This window comes from Glycomyces niveus, from assembly GCF_017592475.1.
GTDB classification, from domain to species: domain Bacteria; phylum Actinomycetota; class Actinomycetes; order Mycobacteriales; family Micromonosporaceae; genus Glycomyces; species Glycomyces niveus.
Genome location: NZ_JAGFNP010000002.1, coordinates 314,053 through 329,959 on the forward strand (window position 1 = coordinate 314,053; position 15,907 = coordinate 329,959).

Sequence of the window (15,907 nt, forward strand, 5' to 3'; positions counted from 1 at the left end):
GGGACACTTCGGTTTGAATGTCCGCCATGAACACTCCGAACGATCCCACTCCGCCGATCCGCCGCCGCGGCCTCCTCATCGGCACCGGCGCCACCGCGCTCGCCGCGACCGCCGCGGTCGGCGGTATCGCCGCCGCCCAGGAAGACGACACGCAGCCCGAGGCTCCGGCGGTGCGGCTGCGCTGGCTCGGCACGAACGCCTGGGAGTTCACGACCGCGAACGCGACCGTCCTCATCGACCCGTGGGTGAGCCGGTTCCCGACCGGCGCCTACACCGAGGAGGGCGCCGATCCCGAGACCGAGATCGAGGTCCACGAGGACGTGATCGACGAGCACCTGCCGAAGGCCGACACCATCCTCGTCACGCACGGCCACTGGGACCACATCGCCGACGTCCCGTACCTCGCCACCCGCACGGGCGCGACGGTGCTCGGCACCGAGACGCACCTGAACCTGCTGCGCGCCATGGACGCCCCTGAAGCGCAGCTCTCGCAGGTCCTCGGCGGCGAGCTCTACCAGTTCGACGGCTACACCGTCGAAGTCTTCCGGTCCTCGCACTCGGCGAGCGGCGAGCACAAGCGGATCCTGTTCGGCGGCACCCGCCCCGGCGAGGTCCCCAAGCGCCCCAAGAAGATCAAGGACCTCGTCGAGGGCGGCAGCCTCACCTTCATGCTCGACTTCGGCGGCGTCTCGTTCTTCAACGCCGGCTCGGCGAACTTCCACGAGCACGAGATCGCGCACCTGCGCCCGACGGCCGTGTTCGTGCAGCCCGGCGGCGGGCACACCCCCGGGTACGTGGAGCGGCTGCTGGAGGCGACGGGCTTCCCGCCGTACGTGATCGCGACGCACTGGGACGACTTCGACAAGCCGCTGACCGAGCCCGCCGTCCCCGGCGGCGACGTGGAGGCCCTGCGCGAGCGCGTGGCCGCCGCGAGTCCCGACTCCGAGTTCCTCCTCATCGACCACCTGGAGAGCCATGACTTCTGAGGTCACCGTCCGCTGGCTGGGCACCAACGCTTGGGAGGTGACGGGCGGCGGCACCACGGTGCTGGTCGACCCGTACGTCTCGCGCACCTACACCGGCGCGACCAAGCCCGGCGAGTTCGACCCGGACACGCCGATCACGATCGACGAGGCCGCGGTCGACGAGCACATCGCCACCGCCGACTCGATCCTGATCACGCACGCGCACTTCGACCACATCGCCGACGTCCCGTACGTCGCCGCTAAGACCGGCGCCACGGTGCTGGGCACCGAGACGCACTTGAACCTGCTGCGCGCCATGGGCACTCCCGAGGAGCAGTTGGCGCAGGTCGGCGGCGGCGAGCTCTACCAGTTCGAGGGCTACACCGTGGAGGTCTTCCGGTCCTCCCACGGCGTCACCGGCAAGCACAAGAGCCTGCTGTTCCCGGGCACGCGCCCGGGCGAGACGCCGCGCCGGCCCGAGGTCATCAAGGACCTCGTGGAGGGCGGCAGCCTCGCCTACCTGGTGACGTTCGGCGAGATCTCGCTGTACTTCAACGCGGTGCCGTCGTTCCACGAACGCGAGATCGCGGGCATCCGGCCGACGGTCCTGTTCATGCAGGGCCGCAACCCGAACTACCCCGACTACGAGGAGCGGCTGTTCGCGGCGGTCGGCAGCCCGCCGTACGTCATCCCGACGCACTGGGACGACTACGAGGAGCCGCTGACCGAGCCGGCCGTGGACCTCTTCGGCGGCGCGGCCCTGGGGGAGAAGGTCGCGCAGTACAGCCCGGACTCCGAGTTCGTGCTGCTGGACCACCTCGAGTCGTTCACGATCGAACGCTAGATCCAGCCCTGCTCCCAGGCGTGCTGGGCGGCGGCGTGGCGGGTCCTCTTGTCCAGTTTGCGCATCGCGCTCGAGAGGTAGTTGCGCACGGTCCCGGGCGCGAGGTGGAGCTGCGCGGCGATCTCCTCGATCGTGCCGCCGCCCCTGGTCGCGCGGAGCAGGTCGAGCTCCCGCTCGGTCAGGGGCGAGCGGTCCTCGGTGAGGGCCGTCGCGGCGATCTCAGGGTCGATGTAGCGGCGGCCCTGGCCGATGTCGCGGATGATCTGGGCGAGCCGCTCGGCCGGGGTGGTCTTGGGGACGAACCCGGAGACGCCCGCGGCGAGGGCCCGGCGCAGCACGCCCGGTCGCGCGTGCCGTGTCACGAGCATGACCTTGACGCCGGGGTTGGCCTCACGGATGCGCTCGGCGGCCCACAGCCCGTCCTGCGGCGGCATCTCGAGGTCGAGCACGGCGATGTCGGGGAGGCGGGACTCGGCGAGCGTCACCGCGTCGGCGCCGTTGTCGGCCTGGGCGATCACGGTCAGGTCGGGTTCGAGCCCGAGCAGCACGGCGAGCGCTTCGCGCACCAGCGTCTCGTCGTCGGCGACCAGGAGCCGGATCACCGCCGGACCCGCCTGCCCGCGAGCCGCTGCGACGGCGGCACCCGCCTCGCCTGCGCGCCTTGGCGCTTCGCCTGCGCCCGGCGCTTCGCCTGGGGCTGGGCCTCCGGCTGCGGGCGCGGCACGGTGCCCTTGAGGACGAACCGGTCGCCGTCGTGCACGTGCTCGACAGTGCCGCCCGCCTCGGTGAACCGGTCCTTGAGCATGGTGAGGCCGTTGCCGCCCCCGGCAGGGGCGGGCGCGCCGTTGTTCGTCACCGTCACGGTGACCTCCGCGTCGACCTCGATGATCGAGACGTCGGCGGCGGTCGGTTCGGCGTGCCGGATGAGGTTCGTCGTGGCCTCGCGCACGAGCAGCCCCAGGAGCTTCTCGGTGTCCTCGTCGAGTGACGGCGCGGCGTCGGGCACGGTCGCCTGCACGCCCGCCGACTTGAGAATCCTCGCAGCCGAGTCGATCTCGTCGGCGAGGGCGACCTTCCGGTATCCGCCCACGACCTCGCGCGTGTCCTTCAGCGCCGTCCGCGCCAGGTCCTCCACCGCCTGCATCTCCGCCTCGGCCCGCTCTGGGTCGACGGTGATGAGCCGCCGCGCGACCTGCGCCTTCAACGTGATCGCCTGCAGGTTCCCGCCTTGGATGTCGTGCAGCTCGCCCGCGAACCGCAGCCGCTCCTCGGCGACGGCGAGGTCCGCGGCGAGCCCGCGCGCCTGCTCGAGTTCCTTCGCGACCTGGTAGTGCCACAGCTGGCAGACGATCGCGGTGCCGATCGTGGGCACCATCAGCACCGACACGACCACCGCCTCGGGGGCGATGAGGCCCAGCTGCGCGAGCCCGATGACGGCGCCGATCGCGACCAGGCACGCCCACCCGAGGGCGTACGCGCGCTTCCCGGGCCTGGCCCACAGCGCGAACTCGGCGGCGAGCAGACCGGCCGGGGCCGCCCACTCGCTCTGGATCGCACCCGCGTTCGCCTCGACGGCCGCACCGGCGACGAGCGCGGCGAGCGACAGCGACCAGAACACCCTGCGCCGCAACGGGCCCTGCCCGTGCCAGTGGAGCGCGAGCGCGGCCGTGCAGAACACGACCGAGACCGTCGCGGCCCCGCCCGCCAGCGCCAGGTGGGTGCCGGTCATCTCCGATCCGGCGAGGAACAGCGCGGCCATCAACAGCACGACCGGGCCGGTGCCGATCACGGTGAAGAACGTGTACGTGCGCAGGCGGCGCAGATTCCGCGCGGAGGGCTCAGCTTCAAGGGGCACCCCGAGATTCAACCACCCCGGTGCTGGATGACATTTGTCAGACCGCCCCCACACGTCCGTCACCTGGACCGATGCGGTTCCGGCACTACCTGCGGCGCTTGAAAACCCGCAGGATCGGAACCATGAACGCGAACTCCCGCCAGCCCGCCCCGCCCGTCGAGGTCACCGACCTCACCTGCCGGTACGGCGCCTACACCGCCGTCGACCGCGCGTCCTTCACCGTCGCCCCCGGCGAGCTCTTCGCGCTCCTGGGCACCAACGGCGCCGGCAAGACCACCACCATCGAGACCGCCATCGGCCTGCGCCGCCCCGCCTCCGGCACCGCCCGCGTCCTCGGCCGCGACCCCTTCAGACACCGCCGCGAACTGGCCGGCGACGTGGCCGTCATCGGCCAGGAGACCGGCTTCGCCGACGACCTCACCTGCGCCGAGACCCTGCGGCTCTGGACCGACCTGCACCGCCTCGCCCCCCGGCTCGAACTCCTCGAACGCGTCGACCTCGCCCACCGGGCCGCCGTCCGCGTCGGCGCCCTCTCCGGCGGCGAGCGCCGCCGCCTCGACCTCGCGCTCGCGGTCGCCACCGCCCCGTCCGTGCTCTTCGCCGACGAGCCCACCACCGGGCTCGACCCGGCCTCGCGCCGCCGCACCTGGGGCCTGCTCCGCGAGCTCACCGCGCAGGGCACCGCGGTCGTCCTCACCACCCACTACCTCGACGAGGCCGCCGAACTGGCCGGCCATGTGGCGATCATGGACCGCGGCCGCATCGCCCGCTTCGGCACCGTCGCCGAGATCACCTCCTCCTATGAAGCCCGCATCACCATGCGCCCCAAGCCCTTCGACCCGATCGCACTGCCCGCCCTCGCGGGCCGCACCGCGGTCGACGACGGCCTCCTCACGATCCGCACCACCGCCCTCCAGGCCGACCTGCACCGGCTCCTCGACTGGGCCGCCCGCGAAGGCGTCGAACTCGCCGACCTCAAGGCCGGACCGGCCACGTTGGACGAGATCTTCGCCGAACTCGAATCCGAACCCGCCCCCGCCAACTGAAATCGGAGCCCTCCCATGACCGCATTGACGCTCGCCGCCGCCGAGACTCGCCTGATCCTGCGCAACCGCACCGTCCTCGTCACCGCCGCGATCCTCCCGCTGATCCTCGGCATCGCCCTGATGAACTCGCCCCTGACCGGCGCCGCCCAGTCCGCGGGCGCGCTGGCCGCAGTGCAGCTGGGGATGCTGCTCATGTTCGGGCTGTTCATGCCGATCACGATGACCCTCGCCGCGCGCCGCCAGCAGCTCTACCTCAAGCGCCTGCGCACCTCCCCGGCCTCGACGGCGTCGATCGTGGCCGGCCTGGCGAGCCCGCTCGCGCTCATCACCCTGCTGCAGACCGCGGTCGTCCTCGGCGTGACCGCCTGGGAGACCGGCACCGCCCCCGCCCACCCCGGGCTCCTCGTGCTCGCGTTCGCGAACGGCGCGATCACCTTGACCGCCATCGGCTTCCTCACCGCCTCGTTCACCAAGACCCCCGAGGCCGCGCAGATCACGGTGCTCCCGGGCATGGTCGTGCTCATGATCGGCACCTTCTGGGCCCTCGCCCCGATGGACGGCCCGCGCGGCGTCCTGCGCTCGGCGATCCCGGGCGCGGCCCTGACCGAGCTCGCCACCGCCGCCTGGGACGGCGGCCTCGACTTCGCTTCCACCGCGCAGCCGATCGCACTGTCCACACTGGTCGCGGTCGCCGCGGCCCTCGTGGCGGCCCGGCTCTTCCGCTGGCAGCCCCGCGACTAGTCGCGCCCGCATCGCACTCGTCGCGGTCAAGGGCAAGACCCACTGATGGGGCCGGTCCCCATCGTTCGAACAGTTGATTTACCAAACCGTTGCCCCGCATGCCTTGCCGCGCGCGGCCGCCGGGCCATAGCGTGAAAGCAGCGCACGACGCGCGTTCGGACCCCGTCCCTCATGCACTCCGGTGCCCGCTCCCCAGATCCGGGGGAGCGGGCACCGGCTCGTTCTCCCGGTCAGCCCTGGCAGGTCACCTGCGGGGCCGTGCTCGGACCCGAGGCGACGAACCCGAAGGCCTCCCTCGACTGGCCCGCCGCGACGGACCCGTTCCAGCCCACGTCGCCGGCCGTCACCGCCGCCCCCGACTGCGACCACTCCGCATTCCACGCCGAGGTGATCTTCTGCGAGCCCGGCCAGGTCCAGGTGAGGGTCCAGCCGGTCAGCGCGGCGCTCCCGGCCTTCACGTCGACGCGGCCCTGCCAGCCCGAACCCCAGTCGCCGACCACGGTCACCGTGGCCGTGCACGCGCCCGAAGGCGGCGGCGTGCTCGTGGGCGGCGGCGTGGTCGTCGGCTCCTCGCCCGTGCCGCCGCAGTCGGGGCTCGAGTTGGTCTGCGTCAGCAGCCCCAGCCGCCAGGGCAGGTTGTTGTAGTCGCCGCCCGAGTTCGGGTCGCGGCCCTGGTAGAGGTACTGCATGTCGCACAGGTCGACTTCCAGCCGCTGGTCCACCCCGTTGCGGATGAGTTCGCCGTGGCTGATGTCCTGCGTCCACTTCCCGCCGGGGAACGACACGTTCGCCGGTCCGGCGAACGGCTGGTTCTCCGCGGCGGCCAGCGCCGTCCACGGCCCGGCCAGGCTCGTCGACGTCCAGGACCGGAAGTAGCGGCCGTTCGAGCCGATCGCCTCGATGATGAGCAGGTACCGGTCGGTGCCCTCGATCTTGTACACGTTGCTGGCCTCCCAGAGCGCGTACTTGTTCGAGTCCTGCATCGCGATCACCGGCTCGCTCATCCCGTCGGGGAAGTTCGCGACCGAGGTCTGCGAGCGGTACAGGTGCCCGTTGTCGTCCGAGGAGAACAGGTGGCAGTTGACGTCGTCGCAGGTGACCCACATGTCGACCCAGTAGCCGCTGCCGATGTTGTCCTTGATGATCTGCGGCATGCCCGAGTAGAAGTGCTTCGGCGCCGACCAGCCGTTCGGGTTGGAGATGTCCGCGTTGGTGGAGTAGGAGGCGTTCCCGGTCTGGTAGACGAGGTACCACAGGCCCTGCGGCTCGTAGTAGAACACCTCGGGCGCGGCCCGGTAACCGGTGCCGATCGCCGACCGGTCGAGGTAGTGGTGGGTCGCGCTCGCCGCCTGGGACCAGTCGGTGAAGTTGAGGTACACCATGTTGTAGCCGGCGTTGCTCGCGATGGACGCGAACACGTGCCACTTCCCGTTGTGGAAGACCACGGACGGGTCCTTGAGACCGGCGATGTTCGGATGCGCCGCATCGGGTTTGGGGCCCGCGAGGACCCCGCTGGAAGTCCAGGTGAAGCTGGTGGGGAGGGCCGCGGCCTGCGCCGGGGCGGCCGCGTCCTCCTCCGCCTGCTGCGCGTGGGCCGTCAGCCCCGCCGCCATGGTGGCGGCCATCGCGGCGGCGAGCAGCGCGGCGCGCACCACCCGCAGCCGCGTTCGGATCGAATGCTTCATGGTTCGTCTCTCCTTGGGGGACAAGGCGTCCACCCGATCATTCCGAAATTTTCGACCAAACCCCCGGAAATGACGTGAACGCCAAACCCAGGTTATCGATAAACATCGATGTCTGTAAATGCCCTGCGCACGACTGAACAGTTTCCGGCGACGCCCCGGAGTACAGTCCTCCCATGACCGTCATCGACGCCCAAGGCCGCCCCGAACCGCCCGCGGACGGCGACGAGGCCGCCACCCTCATCGGCTTCCTCGACTTCCAGCGCGCCACCCTCGCCTGGAAGACCGCCGGACTCGACGCCGCCGCCCTCGACCGGACCGTCGCCGCCTCCACCATGACCCTCGGCGGCCTGCTCAAGCACATGGCCTACGTGGAGACCAGCTGGTTCTCCCGCTCCCTCTTCGGCCGCGCCATGGGCGAACCCTGGGACGACGTCGACTGGAAGGCCGACCGCGACTGGGAATGGCACTCCGCCGCCGACGACGCCCCCGAAGCCCTGCGCGCCATGTGGCGGCGCAGCATCGAGGGCGCCCGCGCCTCCGTCGCCGAGGCGCTGGCCGACGGCGGGCTCGGCCGCGCCGCGCACCTGGTCTGGCCGGACGGCCGCAGCCCGTCGCTGCGGTGGATCCTGTGCCACATGATCGAGGAGTACGCGCGCCACAACGGCCACGCGGACCTCATCCGCGAGGCGATCGACGGCGAGACCGGCGAATGATCGATTCCGACCGGTGCGGTCTGAAATGGAGGTAGCGGACGCGCCGTCACCGATGCGCTGATTCCATGCCGCGCAGGCCTTCTGCGTGACGCTTCGTTGCGCTACGCTCCGGAAGCGTCACCCCTTTGGCGTCGAACGCCAACGCAGAGAGGACCTTTCATGCGCCGGACGACCGCACGACTGCGCCTTGTCAACGCCCTCACGGCCCCCGCGGCGCGGGCCCGCCACGACCCGTACCGGTTCTTCGACCGCATGCTCGACGGCCAGCGCTCGGCCAACGCGGGCGTCGCGCTGACGGCGGAGGACGAGTCGGAGCTGCAGCACCTGCGCCGCTTCCTGGGGTTCATCGCCGACGTGCCGTCCCTGAGCGGCGTGGGCTGGCTCTCGGTGCAGGACATGGTGAAGACCCGCATCCGCAACCGCTTCCTGGTGCGGCGCCTGCAGGCCGAGCACCCGGAGGTCCGCGAGGAGCGGATCGAGGCGCCGGTGTTCGTGATCGGCCTGCCGCGCACGGCGACCACGCTGACCCACAAGATCCTCGCGAACGCGCCGGGCGGGCGCGGGCCGTACATGTGGGAGATGGACAACATCGGGCTGCCGCGCTCGGAGGAGCAGGCCGCCAAGCTGGCGCGGCAGACGCAGAAGCGGCTCGACCAGGTGCTCATGCTGAGCCCGTCGTGGTCGCGGATCCACCCGGTGCGCGCGGACTGGGTGGAGGAGATCTACTTCCTGCTCAACCAGAGCCGCCTGCACAACACGATGGCGCCGATGCCGAAGTACGTGGAGTTCCTGCGCTCGTACGACGCCCGCCCCGACTACCGGTTCGTGCGGGAGGTGCTGCAGATCCTGCAGTTCCGCCGCCCCACGCCGCGGTGGATGCTCAAGCACCCCGACTGCCTGGGGGAGACCGCGGCGATCCACCACGTGTTCCCGGACGCGAAGTTCGTGTGGACGCACCGGGACCCGCACACGGTGATGGGGTCGATGTGCTCGATGGCCGAGTCCCTGGGGTACCTGCACAACCACCCGAAGTCGGTGGACCCGCACGAGATCGGGCAGGTGTGGCTGCAGATCCTCCCGGAGATGGTGGAGCGGGCGCGCCGCGAGCGCATCCAGATGCCGCGCGAGACCACGGTGGACGTCGCCTACCACGCGATGATGGCCGACCCGCACCGGTACGTGCCGGAGCTGTTCGACAAGCTCGACCTGAAGTGGACGGACGCGGACGAGACGAACCTGCGGGAGGCGCTGGACCGCCCGCGCGACCAGCGCGGCCACGAGTACTCGATGGCCCACTACGGGCTCGACCCGGCGATGATCGACGGGGCGTTCGGCGACTACGGCCTGTTCGTGGACAACCTGACGGCGAGCGCTCGCTGAGCCGTTCAGCCGGCCCAGTCGACGCCGGAGAGGGCCATGCCGCGGAACGCGGCCAGCTTCTCGGCCTCGACTTCGACCGCTTTGCGTTCGGGTCCTTCGAGGTCGCGCCAGGGATCGACGGCGACGGTGAACCGCTTCCCTGACTTGCGCGGCCGCCACAGGCCGGCGATGTCGCCGTCGACGATGACCGCACCGGGGCGTCCGAGCACCGGCCACAGGGCCTTGGCCTTGGCGGGGTCGGACACGAGCGTGGACCGGTCGCGGGCCTGGAGGAACAGGTCGTAGGGGCCGAGCAGCCGCGTCCCGGCGGCCTCGGCGCCCTGCAGCGCATCGACATCGGCCTCGAGCATCCACCGGGTCTCGCCTTCGACCTCCACTTCGACGGCGTCCTCGGGCCAGCGGGCCTTGACCTCGCGGACGGGCGCGTCGACGTACTCGGCGACCTGCTTGTGGGTGGCGGGTCCGAGGAGGCGGAGGTAGGCGCGGACGGGGTCGAGGCGGTCGGGGTACTCGCCCGCGACCGCGAAGCCGGGCATGGGCTGCAGTACCGGCGGCGAGGTGTCGGGCACGAGTTCGAGCCCGGCGCGCACCGCGGAGAGGCGGAAGGGCATCTCGTAGAGGTGCACGGCGTCGCAGGAGCGGCAGTACCGCTGGTACGGCTCGGGCATGGCCTCGTGGAGGCGGGTGGACATCTCGCCTTTGACCATGGGCTCCTTGACGATGGCGCGCATCTGCCCGGCGACGGCGTCGAGCGCGTCGAGCACGGGGATGCCGGCGTCCTTGAGGGGCTTGGAGGCGTCGAAGATCCGCTTGGACGCGTCGGCCTCGGACCAGGGGGCGACGGCGGCCGCCACCGCTGCGGCGTCGCTGCGGCGGTAGCAGTGCGGGGCGCCGCGGAGGGTCCACAGCCAGACGAGGTCGGCGTGGTGCTCGGCGGCCGCGCCGAGACCGGCGGTGTCGACGCCGCGCAGTTCAAGGGCCCAGAGCGCGCCGTCGGGACCGGTGTCCTGCACGCCGAGGTCGAGGACGGCCGTGTCGGCGACGGTGCCGTGCTCGCGGTCGAGCTGCTGCGTGTGGAAGCGGTAGCGCCGTACTTGCTGGCGTTCGATCATGACCCCACGCTAACGCCGGGCACCGACAATCGGGGGTCCATTTCGAGGCCGCGGGAGAAAACTTCGCGCCGCGCGATGAATCCGCGCGGCGGGCCTCGTCTACATGGCAAGAGCCCGATGACCCCCGACAGCGCCGCTGCAAGGCGGCGCGACTGAAGAAAGCGAGCGCACCATGACGACCTACGACCGCACCGCCGAGACCGTCCTCGCCACCACCGCCGCCGAAGGCCCCGGCCGGGCGCTGGGCATCACCACGTGGGTGTTCCAGATCCTCCTGGGCGCCTTCATGATCGTCGCCTCGGGCGCGCCGAAGCTGTTCGCCGTGGAGGCCGCCGCGACCGGCTTCGACATGATCGGCTGGGGCGACTGGTTCATGTACCTCGTCGGCGCGCTGGAGATCGCGGGCGGCATCGGCCTGCTCATCCCGCGCGTCTCGGGGCTCGCCGCGATCGGCCTGAGCCTGCTCATGATCGGCGCCGCGATCTTCAACGCCGCGCTCCTCGACTTCCCGGTCCTCACGCCGCTGATCCTGCTGGCCTTCTTCGCGGGCATCGCGTGGGTCCGCCGCCACCAGACGCAGCGGTTCCTGAAGCACGGCTTCAAGTCCGTGCGGTGACTCCCCCGCGGCAAGGGCCGGTGGCGCCGCCACCGGCCCTTTCGCATGCCCGCGCCACCTCATGCCAACAAGAAAAGGCACCTGCTAACATTCACTTGCAGGTATTTGGAGGCCGCATGGACGAAGGCATCCCGACCGGAGACGAACTGGTCGCGCTCCTGGCGGCGCTCGCCAGTCCGCACCGGCTGCGCGTCGTGGCCGCCCTCGCTGGCGGGCGCAACTACGTGAGCCAGCTGGCGCGCGACCTCGGCATCAGCCGAGCGCTGCTCCAGGTCCACTTGAAGAAGCTCGAAGCATCCGGCCTCGTCACCTCCGCGATCGAAGTCTCGGAGGACGGCAAGGCCATGAACTACTACGAGGTCGTCCCGTTCGCGGTCCACCTCACCCCCGCGCTCGTCGAGCAGTCCTCGGCGACGCTCACCGTCTAGAAGGGACGAAATCCATGACCGAGCACGAATGGCCCGAGGTCATCGGCGCGATCGGCGTGTTCGCACTCCTCATCGGCGTGGTGCTCTCGCTGATCTGGCGCAGCGCCTTCATCAAGCGCGTCAAGCTCCAGTACCGCCACGACGAGCGGTACAAGGAGCTCGCCGCCAAGGCCGAGGAGAGCCAGGTCCGCGTCGCCGAGCAGCTCGCGGTCCTCAACGAGCGCCTCGCGCGACTCGAGACCAGCAGCGCCTCCATCGAAGAGACCCTCAAAGTCGTCGAATAAGACCTAGAAAACCGGCCCGGGCCGTCGAGCGGCAACTCGACGGCCCGGGCCCGGGCCTCCACCGCCGGGCGGCAACCCGGCGGCTTACACCCAAGGGAGACGGACCCCCTCGCCGCGAACGGCGAGTTCCGCAGGACCGGCCCCCGCAACCATAGGAAAGCAGACCGTGCTGCACGACATCACCGCAGACCCCCGTCCCCACGACGCCCCGCACACCCGCCGCGGCGTCGTCGCCGCCATCGCCGACTGGTCCGCCCGGCACCGCGCCTTCGCCATCGGCGGCTGGCTCGCCCTCGTCGCCCTCGCCGTCCTTTCCGGCGCACTCCCGCTGGGGGAGCAGGCGAGCGCCACCGACCCCGGCGAAGCCGGCGTCGCCGAGAACCGCATCGACGCCGCGGGCGGCTACGCCGTCCGCGAGAACGTCCTCATCACCGGACCCGGCACCGCCGCCGCCGTCGCCGACCTCGTCACCGCCCTCGAAGCGGCTCCGGACGCGGTCGCCGACATCGGCTCACCCCTCAGCGACCACGGCGAACGCTGGCAGTCGGGCGGCGCCGCCCTCGTCACCTTCACGATCCTCGGACCCGACGCCGCCTACGACGCCAACAACGCGGCCGTCCTCGCCGCCGTCGCCGACGTCCGAGCCGAACACCCCGGCACCGAACTGCTGCAAGCGGGCGACGCGACCCTCTCCGGCGCCGTCGACGCCGGCATCAAAGACGACATGCGGCGCGCCGAGACCACCTCGCTGCCGCTCACCGTCCTCGTCCTCCTCGCCGTCTTCGGCTCCCTCCTCGCCGCCGGCCTCCCGCTCCTCCTCGCCGCCACCAGCGTCGCCGGCGCCTTCGGGCTCCTCGCCCTCCTCGGCCACTGGGTCCCCTTCAACGGCGCGGGCTCGGCCATCGTCCTCCTCGTCGGCATGGCGGTCGGCATCGACTACTCCCTGTTCTACCTGCGCCGCTTCCGCGAAGAACGCGCCGCCGGACACGACCCGGCCACCGCCCTGCGCACCACCGCCCGCACCTCCGGGCACGTGGTCGCCGCCTCCGGCCTCACCGTCATCGTCTGCATGGCCGGCCTCCTCATCACCGGCATCGACGTCCTCAAAGGACTCGCGCTCGGGACCGCGCTCGTCGTCGCCCTCGCCGTCATCGGCTCCGTCACCTTCCTGCCCGCGCTCCTCGCCCTCCTGCGCCACCGCGTCGACGCCGCCCGCCTCCCCTGGCTCGGCAAGCGCCGCATCCAAGCCGCGCCCTCCCGCTTCTGGGCCCGCACCGCCGCCGCCGTCGTCCGCAGGCCGCTCATCACCGGCGGCCTCGCCGCCGTCTTCTTGCTCATCGCCGCCACGCCCGTCATCGGCCTCCGCCTCCAAGACGCCGCCGTCACCGCCAGCCTCCCGCCCGGCGCCTCCACCGCCGTCGACGCCGCCCGCACCATGCACGACCACTTCCCCGGCGCGGCGACCAGCGCCCGCGTCGTCATCACCCCCGGCGCCGGCGACACCCTCGACCAAGCCGAACTCGACACCGCCGTCGCCGCCCTCCACGACCAAGCCGCCGCCAGCGACGGGCGACTCCTCGAACCCATCACCACCACCGCCCTCGGCGACGCCCTCGTCATCCGCGTCCCCCTCGCCGGTGACACCACCGGCCCCGAAGCCGACGCCGCCCTCGCCCACCTCCGCGACCACGCTCTCCCGAACGCCTTCGCCCGCACCGGCACCGAACACGCCGTCACCGGCAAGACCGCACTCCCGCACGACTTCACCGAGCAGCTCACCGCCCGCACGCCCTACGTCATCGCCTTCATCCTCCTGCTCGCCTTCGCCCTCCTGGCCGTCACCTTCCGCTCCTGGGCGATCCCGCTCGCCTCGATCGCCCTCAACCTCCTGTCCATCGGCGCCGCCTGCGGCGCCCTCGCCTGGGTCTTCCAAGGCGGCCACCTCGAAACCCTCCTGGGCTTCACCTCCTACGGCGGCGTCGTCAGCTGGATCCCCCTGTTCATGTTCATCATCCTTTTCGGATTGAGCATGGACTACCACATCTTCGTGCTCTCCCGCGTCGCCGAACGCCGCCTCGCGGGCGCACCCCGCCACGACGCCATCACCGGCGGCATCGCCGCCAGCGCCGGCGTCGTCTCCAGCGCCGCGCTCATCATGACCGGCGTCTTCTCCGTCTTCGTGACCCTCTCGGCCATCGAGTACAAGATGCTCGGTCTCGGCATGGCGCTGGCGATCCTCATCGACGCGACCATCGTGCGCGGCGTGCTGCTCCCGGCCGCCTTGGCGCTCATGGGCGACCGCGCCTGGGGCCGCGCCCGGCAGTGACGCCGGAACCGGTCGCCCGACCGAGCGGCCGGCGCACACCGCGGGTGAGTCCGGTCCGGCACCGAGCGCGTGCCGGACCCCGGGCCGCCCCGGTGTCTGCTAGAAACCTCCCATGGCTGACAAACCCGGACTGCCCCTGCGCAGAAGTCTCGCTAACACCCCGCCGCTCGCCGCCGGCATCCTCTTCGGTGCGGGCCTGGCCGTCGTCACCGCCGCCGTCTGGGCCGTCCAGGAACTCGGCACCGTCATCACCGCCCTCATCGTCGCCGCGTTCCTCGCCGTCGGCCTCGAACGCATCATCGGCGGCATGACCAAGCGCGGCATGCCCCGCTGGCTCGCCATGACGATCCTCTTCCTCGGCGTCGCCATCGTCTTCTGCGGCGGCATCGCCGCGATCATCCCCGCGATCGCACGCGAGTCCGCCGAGTTCGTCGAGAACGTCCCCGGCTACTACGAGACCTTCATGAACAGTCAGCTCGCCGACCGCTTCGGCGGCGAAGACGGCCTGCTCAAACGCGCCGAAGGCGCGCTCACCCCCGCCAACATGACCAAGGCCCTCGGCGGCGTCGCCGGCGGCGTCGCCTCCTTCTTCGGCGGTCTGGTGTGGACGGTCACCACGATCCTGCTGACCGTCTTCATCCTCGCCTCCTACGTGCAGCTGCGCAAAGGCATGGTCCGTCTCTTCGCCGCCTCCCAGCGCGAGCAGACCGACCGCATCATCGAGGGCATCCTCCGCGGCATCGGCGCCTACCTCATCGGCGCGCTGGCGATCGGCGCCCTCGCCGGCATCTCCTCGTGGATCTTCATGGCCATCGTCGACATCCCGTACGGCGCCCTGCTGGCCCTCCTCGTCGCCCTGCTCGACCTCATCCCGCAGATCGGCGCCACCATCGGCGCGGTCGTGGTCACGCTCGTCGCACTAGCCGTCTCCCCCATGACGGCCGTGGCCTCCGCGATCTTCTTCATCGCCTACCAGCAGCTCGAGAACTGGGTCATCTACCCGACGGTCATGCGCAGCGCGGTGAAGGTGTCGAACCTCGCGGCCATCGTCGCCGTGCTCGTCGGCGGCACCCTCTTCGGCGTGGTCGGCATCGTGCTCTCGGTCCCGATCTACGCCGCGATCCGCTTGATCGGCAAGGAACTCGTGCTCCCGCGCCTCGACAACTCCTGACACGAACCGAACGCGACGAGGCCGGAGGCGCATACCCGCACGCGCCCCCGGCCTCGTCTTCGCTCTCCAGGATAAGAGGGCCGCGCAAGTCGCGCTGCCCTGACCTCCCCGAACACCCTATGCCGCAATTCGGGACACACTCGACGGACGCCGAAATCCTTCGCCCGAACCGCCGCGCCCGGTCCGGCGGCGAGCGGGGGAGGGCTACAGTCGAGCGTGCAGAGTCCTTGGGGGACAAGGACTCCACCCCGACGGAAGGACACCCGATGAGCGGGCCCACCATCTACGAGCGCATCGGCGAGGACGCCCTCCGCCGGACCGTCGACGCCTTCTACGGCTCCGTGCTGCGCGACCCGGTGCTCCAGCCGCTCTTCGGCGCCGGTGCCGCCCACCACGTCGACCACCTCACCGCCTTCCTCGCGGAGGTCTTCGGCGGCCCGGCCCGGTACACCGACGAACTCGGCGGCTTCGGCACCATCCTCACCGCCCACCGCGGACTCGCCATCACCGACGAGCAGCGCGCCCGGTTCATCGAACTCTTCGACCGCGCCGTCACCGAGCACGGCCCCGACGACCCCGGGCTCCGCACCTCGCTCCACGACTACATCGTGTTCGGCACCGAAGTGGCCCAAGTGAACTCGCACGCCAAGGGCGACGACGACCTGCACCCCTGCCAGGAAGTGCCGCACTGGCCGTAGCGGCAGTGGCGCGTCACCGGTGACATGTCACATGGCACCAGCG

Annotated in this window: 16 protein-coding genes and 1 pseudogene; 12 read left to right on the forward strand and 5 right to left on the reverse strand. The window is 71.2% G+C overall.

Annotated features, from left to right (window positions below; translation table 11 throughout):
- Window positions 1-26 precede the first annotated feature (26 nt).
- Window positions 27-986: an MBL fold metallo-hydrolase gene (locus tag J5V16_RS04395; protein WP_208494842.1), complete on the forward strand. Its 960-nt coding sequence runs from the start codon at window positions 27-29 to the stop codon at window positions 984-986.
- Window positions 976-1,809, forward strand: coding sequence for an MBL fold metallo-hydrolase (locus tag J5V16_RS04400; protein WP_208494843.1), 834 nt, complete (start codon window positions 976-978; stop codon window positions 1,807-1,809). Before J5V16_RS04395 ends, J5V16_RS04400 begins: the two co-directional genes overlap by 11 nt.
- Here the strand turns inward: J5V16_RS04400 and J5V16_RS04405 are convergent.
- Complete coding sequence (locus J5V16_RS04405; protein ID WP_208494844.1) at window positions 1,806-2,411, reverse strand: response regulator transcription factor; 606 nt, start codon at window positions 2,409-2,411, stop codon at window positions 1,806-1,808. The genes J5V16_RS04400 and J5V16_RS04405 overlap by 4 nt on opposite strands.
- Window positions 2,408-3,664, reverse strand: coding sequence for a sensor histidine kinase (locus J5V16_RS25375; protein ID WP_208494845.1), 1,257 nt, complete (start codon window positions 3,662-3,664; stop codon window positions 2,408-2,410). Before J5V16_RS25375 ends, J5V16_RS04405 begins: the two co-directional genes overlap by 4 nt.
- Before the next feature lie 122 nt (window positions 3,665-3,786).
- On the opposite strand from J5V16_RS25375, the gene J5V16_RS04415 reads away from it, so the two are divergent.
- On the forward strand, window positions 3,787-4,710 hold the full coding sequence (locus J5V16_RS04415; protein WP_208494846.1) for an ABC transporter ATP-binding protein: 924 nt from the start codon (window positions 3,787-3,789) through the stop codon (window positions 4,708-4,710).
- A 15-nt stretch (window positions 4,711-4,725) separates the two neighbouring features.
- A complete protein-coding gene (locus tag J5V16_RS04420; RefSeq protein WP_208494847.1) occupies window positions 4,726-5,451 on the forward strand; it encodes an ABC transporter permease in 726 nt (241 codons plus the stop codon).
- Between the two features lie 230 nt (window positions 5,452-5,681).
- Here the strand turns inward: J5V16_RS04420 and J5V16_RS25685 are convergent, their stop codons facing one another.
- Together J5V16_RS25685 and J5V16_RS04425 are read right to left on the reverse strand one after the other, a co-directional pair.
- Window positions 5,682-5,957, reverse strand: a complete 276-nt coding sequence (locus J5V16_RS25685) for a cellulose binding domain-containing protein (protein ID WP_408612378.1) — start codon at window positions 5,955-5,957, stop codon at window positions 5,682-5,684.
- Between the two features lie 87 nt (window positions 5,958-6,044).
- Window positions 6,045-7,082: pseudogene (locus tag J5V16_RS04425) on the reverse strand (non-reducing end alpha-L-arabinofuranosidase family hydrolase); the annotation flags it as partial.
- 227 nt (window positions 7,083-7,309) lie between these two features.
- On the opposite strand from J5V16_RS04425, the gene J5V16_RS04430 reads away from it, so the two are divergent.
- Both J5V16_RS04430 and J5V16_RS04435 read left to right on the forward strand, forming a co-directional pair.
- Complete coding sequence (locus J5V16_RS04430) at window positions 7,310-7,849, forward strand: DinB family protein (protein WP_208494849.1); 540 nt, start codon at window positions 7,310-7,312, stop codon at window positions 7,847-7,849.
- Between the two features lie 159 nt (window positions 7,850-8,008).
- Window positions 8,009-9,229: a sulfotransferase family protein gene (locus J5V16_RS04435; RefSeq protein WP_208494850.1), complete on the forward strand. Its 1,221-nt coding sequence runs from the start codon at window positions 8,009-8,011 to the stop codon at window positions 9,227-9,229.
- A gap of 5 nt (window positions 9,230-9,234) precedes the next feature.
- Here the strand turns inward: J5V16_RS04435 and J5V16_RS04440 are convergent, their stop codons facing one another.
- On the reverse strand, window positions 9,235-10,341 hold the full coding sequence (locus tag J5V16_RS04440) for a winged helix DNA-binding domain-containing protein (RefSeq protein ID WP_208494851.1): 1,107 nt from the start codon (window positions 10,339-10,341) through the stop codon (window positions 9,235-9,237).
- 172 nt (window positions 10,342-10,513) lie between these two features.
- Here J5V16_RS04440 and J5V16_RS04445 point away from each other — a divergent pair, with 172 nt between their 5' ends.
- The 6 genes from J5V16_RS04445 to J5V16_RS04470 all read left to right on the forward strand — a co-directional run bounded on the left by J5V16_RS04445 (window position 10,514) and on the right by J5V16_RS04470 (window position 15,864).
- Window positions 10,514-10,957: a DoxX family protein gene (locus J5V16_RS04445; RefSeq protein ID WP_208494852.1), complete on the forward strand. Its 444-nt coding sequence runs from the start codon at window positions 10,514-10,516 to the stop codon at window positions 10,955-10,957.
- A 116-nt stretch (window positions 10,958-11,073) separates the two neighbouring features.
- On the forward strand, window positions 11,074-11,385 hold the full coding sequence (locus tag J5V16_RS04450; protein ID WP_208494853.1) for an ArsR/SmtB family transcription factor: 312 nt from the start codon (window positions 11,074-11,076) through the stop codon (window positions 11,383-11,385).
- 14 nt (window positions 11,386-11,399) lie between these two features.
- A complete protein-coding gene (locus tag J5V16_RS04455) occupies window positions 11,400-11,669 on the forward strand; it encodes a hypothetical protein (protein ID WP_208494854.1) in 270 nt (89 codons plus the stop codon).
- Between the two features lie 166 nt (window positions 11,670-11,835).
- A complete protein-coding gene (locus J5V16_RS04460) occupies window positions 11,836-13,995 on the forward strand; it encodes an MMPL family transporter (protein WP_307792856.1) in 2,160 nt (719 codons plus the stop codon).
- A 112-nt stretch (window positions 13,996-14,107) separates the two neighbouring features.
- Window positions 14,108-15,166, forward strand: coding sequence for an AI-2E family transporter (locus tag J5V16_RS04465; protein ID WP_208494855.1), 1,059 nt, complete (start codon window positions 14,108-14,110; stop codon window positions 15,164-15,166).
- 266 nt (window positions 15,167-15,432) lie between these two features.
- Window positions 15,433-15,864: a group II truncated hemoglobin gene (locus tag J5V16_RS04470; protein ID WP_208494856.1), complete on the forward strand. Its 432-nt coding sequence runs from the start codon at window positions 15,433-15,435 to the stop codon at window positions 15,862-15,864.
- The last annotated feature ends 43 nt before the right edge of the window (window positions 15,865-15,907 follow it).